Annotated in this window: 2 protein-coding genes and 1 pseudogene; 2 read left to right on the plus strand and 1 reads right to left on the minus strand. The window is 42.8% G+C overall.

Features of this window, described 5'->3' with window-relative positions; all coding sequences use genetic code 11:
- Positions 1–354 precede the first annotated feature (354 nt).
- Positions 355–1,605 (plus strand): MFS transporter, encoded by a 1,251-nt coding sequence (locus FKW31_RS14215; RefSeq protein WP_166443420.1) that lies wholly within the window; start codon positions 355–357, stop codon positions 1,603–1,605.
- A gap of 18 nt (positions 1,606–1,623) precedes the next feature.
- Positions 1,624–2,502, plus strand: a complete 879-nt coding sequence (locus tag FKW31_RS14220; RefSeq protein ID WP_150178881.1) for a TauD/TfdA family dioxygenase — start codon at positions 1,624–1,626, stop codon at positions 2,500–2,502.
- Between the two features lie 594 nt (positions 2,503–3,096).
- Here the strand turns inward: FKW31_RS14220 and FKW31_RS14230 are convergent.
- Positions 3,097–3,735, minus strand: a pseudogene (locus FKW31_RS14230) (hypothetical protein); the annotation flags it as partial.
- Between the last annotated feature and the right edge of the window lie 85 nt (positions 3,736–3,820).

Genomic DNA, 3,820 nt, shown 5'->3' on the forward strand with positions numbered 1-3,820 from the left:
TATAGCTTACGAAAATTTCTTTTGTGCAAAACAGACTTTTTCATAATCTAACCCGATGTACAACCCTTCTGTGAGATTTCCGCGTCGATGAAACCGAAACCGATGGAATCAATCTCATTCAGCTCGTCAATCCAGAAAGCTTTAAGGATTTTGGGCGATTGGTTATTCCAGAACTTAAAAATCGTGGGCGTATTCGGGAAGATAAAGGAGCGACCTTAAGGGAAAGGTTATTTCCCAATAACGAAAATGGCCGACCCTCAGTAGATCATCCATCTGCACGCTATGCGTTTGATCAGAAAATTCCGGCCTGAAAGAAACAGTCTAATGGTGCCATCCTTACCTGTATCAGGAAAAATGCCACGTGATTTTGCTATGCAATATCTTGGTCTTTTCTTTTTTATGATTGGAGACGGTGTAGAGGTTGGTTACCTTTCACCATTTCTAGTATCTTCGGGCATCAGCGAGCATCAGGTGGCGTTTATTTTTACCTTGTATGGCTTTGCAGCAGCTGTTTCTGCATGGGGTGCTGGATTGTTGTGCGAGTATGTGGGCTGCCGCAAGGTGATTATTGCGGGTGTTGTATTATGGGTCGTGCCACAAGTACTGTTTTTGGCATGGGCACTTCCATCGCATATAGTATGGGGTATCTTTCTTACATACAGTATCAGAGGATTTGGATATCCTTTATTAGCATATGGTATTCTTACCCTTATCGTTAAAGAAGTGCGGGCCGACCAGAGAGGCTTAGCTTCTGGTATTTTTTGGTTTTGCTTTACGTGCGGGTTGCCCACGCTCGGCACTGTTGTTGCAGCTATAAATTTGCCGATATTGGGAGAATATCTTACGTTTTGGGTTGCATTGGGCATTGTTATACTGGGTGGTGGCCTGAGTTTAATTGCTCTGCCCGATCATTCGCATAAACCAAATGCCTTGGCTATACGCCAGGATAGTCATTTTTCACAGCTTCTAAAGGAATCATACACACATCCTTCTTTGTTGCTCGTATGCGTTATTCGGGCCATTAATTCAGCCGCCACACATGGTATTATTGTATTTATGCCATTCTATTTTGTGCAAACTCTTGGACTATCAAACGAATTGTGGATTCATTTTTTAGAAACAATTTTTGCCAGTAATATCGTTTTTAATGTGCTTTTAGGGGCTGTAAGTGATCGTTTGTCCTGGCGTGGAACTGTTTTATGGGCTGGTGGTATAGGCAGCAGCTTTTCTTGTGTCCTATTATATTGGGTGCCAGCCTTATATGGGCATAGCCATCCTTGGAGTGTGTATGTGGCGGCAATTCTGTTTGGCCTCACATTAGCAGGATATGTCCCTCTTTCGGCCTTAACGCCATCTCTTTTACCGGAAAAGAAAGGGGTTGCTATGTCGTTTCTTAACCTGGGAGCGGGGTGCAGCGTATGGTTGGGGCCACTTATTGTTTATATTTTCCAGCCATTTATTGGCGTTGCTGGCGTTATCCATATTTATGCAGTGCTCTTCTTTATAAGTGGTATTCTGGTGTCATGTATCAAAATTCCACACCCATCTGGTAAGAGCCTGCATAGCCAGAATTCTTCCCCAATGTTCTCTCTTATCTCGTCCTAACCAAGAGGAAATACTGTAATGTCCGATACACTTAATACAGAGCATCTTATTTCTGAAAAAGTTGGATCAAGGTTAGGAGCCGTTCTTTATGGGATTGATGCAAAAAAAGAGCTTACAGAAGGTCAAAAAGACTTTTTAAATAAGGAGCTTATAAAAAATAAGGTCATTTTTCTAAAAAAACAGTTTTTGGATGATGAGCAGCATGAACGTTTAAGCCGCGTATTTGGTGAACCTATTTTGCACCCAACCATAGCACCGCCCAAGGGTACAAAATATATGTTCGAGCTTAAATCTCGCTATGGGCGTTCAACAGATTCATGGCATACAGATATTACATTTACGACGGATTATCCAAAGACTTCAATCTTGCGGGCTTTACATATTCCACCATACGGGGGCGCAACAATTTGGGCAAACACAGCAACAGCGTATGAGGCATTGCCTGCACCATTAAAAGCGTTAGCAGATGCTGCTTGGGCTATTCATTCCAATGATTATGATACGAATTATTATAAATTTGATAGCCGAAAAGAAGAAGTGTCAGCTTTCAGAAAAGAATTTATATCTGACATATATAAAACAGCCCATCCCGTTGTGAGGGTTCATCCAGAAAGTGGGGAAAAAAGTCTAGTATTGGGGCATTTTGTGATTGGATTGGATGGATTTTCTACTAAAGAGACAAATGCACTTTTTGAAATATTTCAGGGTTATATTACAGAAATTGAAAATACTGTTACATGGAGATGGGAGCCAGGAGATGTGGCGATATGGGATAATCGTAGTACCCAGCATTATGCCCCTGCAGATTTTGATCAACATTGCAGAGAACTCAGGCGTATTACAGTTAAAGGTGAAGTGCCTGTAAGTATTGATGGAAGGCGCAGTTATTATCTCTAAAATATTTTATTGATTGGTGGTTCTGACACCCTTGCCACGCATGGCATCTTTCAGTTCCATGCTTTCGCGATTTTGCTAGTGCTTCATCCATACGGATAACATTGACAGGCGGAGCTGGCTGGAGTGAGTGGATATGGCGTTTCTTGGGTACAAATCCTACGCAAGCTGGCATTCATGTGCATTTTTACCGTTCTTCCCCGTCTTGCTGATGGACTTTTGCACTCCATAGTGGCTGCTTCGTCCGGTGGGGAAAAGCCCCTTTTTGAGCAGAGATGCCGGTGTCCGGTGTGCCTTGAGGTGTGTTGCATTGATCATCAGACGCTTCGAACGGCCAGCCTGTACGGATTTTCTACGTGATTGGTTGCGTTATGTTTTCGCTAATCATTGTCCCGCTTAAACTTCTGGAGGGCGGCCTACCGTCCTTTTTGGTGTTTGAAAAATAGTGCCTTTAACGTAAAAAAAATACTAAAAACTTTTTAGTATAACTTATATTTTTAGGTAATTTAGATTTTTTCGAAACAACCTATAATGGAAAAAGAAGAGGACTTTTTCAATAAAGACAAAGTCCTCTCATATTTTATTTCACATAAGGCGTTAAGCGGAACGTTTCTGCATCTCAGAACCTGTTTCTGATGGAAGCAGATAAGGGCCTGCCGCACGCAGTGTTATGGAGAGAATACCCATTTCACCACGGGCTAGATGATTACCAAGAGGAAGTTCGGCATTGCCATTCGTCCAGGCACAATCTGTCCAATCGGTATCATGCCAACCTTCGGGCTTTTGGGCTTGAAGATGAGACGTGATATCGAAATGCTGGTTGGCGCACTGTAAACGCACATTTGTAACAGCAACACCCATATAACGGCGATCATCTACAAATGGGCCAATCACATCAGATGGACGGCTGGCGCGAGAAACAATACGTACTGATTGTGTATCAGATGGCAGCATAAAGCTATACTGATGCGCTGTTTTGCGCATTGGCCATACAATAGTGCCTGTGTTTGTTACTAAGCGTAAGTCTGGATCATGGGTGAGTTCCATACCTTCTGTTGAGGTATGAGCACCGATGATACTATTTTCACGGCGTTCAATGGCATGATAGAGAGGCTCCACAAAGGATCGCTCAACACCCAGAGGCGCACAGGCATCATCTTCCCAGTTTTTAACCGAACCAAACAAGGTAATGACCTTACCTTCCTGACGAAAAGAAGAACGATTTCCTGTATCTAGGCTCAGGACCTATTAATTTATTGAACTGAGCGAGACGTTGTGATTCACAGGCTTACCAATGGAGGTGAGGCTGTGAGTGAGTTGT

It is taken from the genome of Acetobacter sp. DmW_136, assembly GCF_008690365.1.
GTDB classification, from domain to species: Bacteria; Pseudomonadota; Alphaproteobacteria; order Acetobacterales; family Acetobacteraceae; genus Acetobacter; species Acetobacter oryzifermentans.

Coding starts and splice junctions, on each gene's coding strand:
- FKW31_RS14215 (WP_166443420.1), top strand. CDS start 355: ATGCCACGTGATTTTGCTATGCAATATCTTGGTCTTTTCTTTTTTATG.
- FKW31_RS14220 (WP_150178881.1), top strand. CDS start 1,624: ATGTCCGATACACTTAATACAGAGCATCTTATTTCTGAAAAAGTTGGA.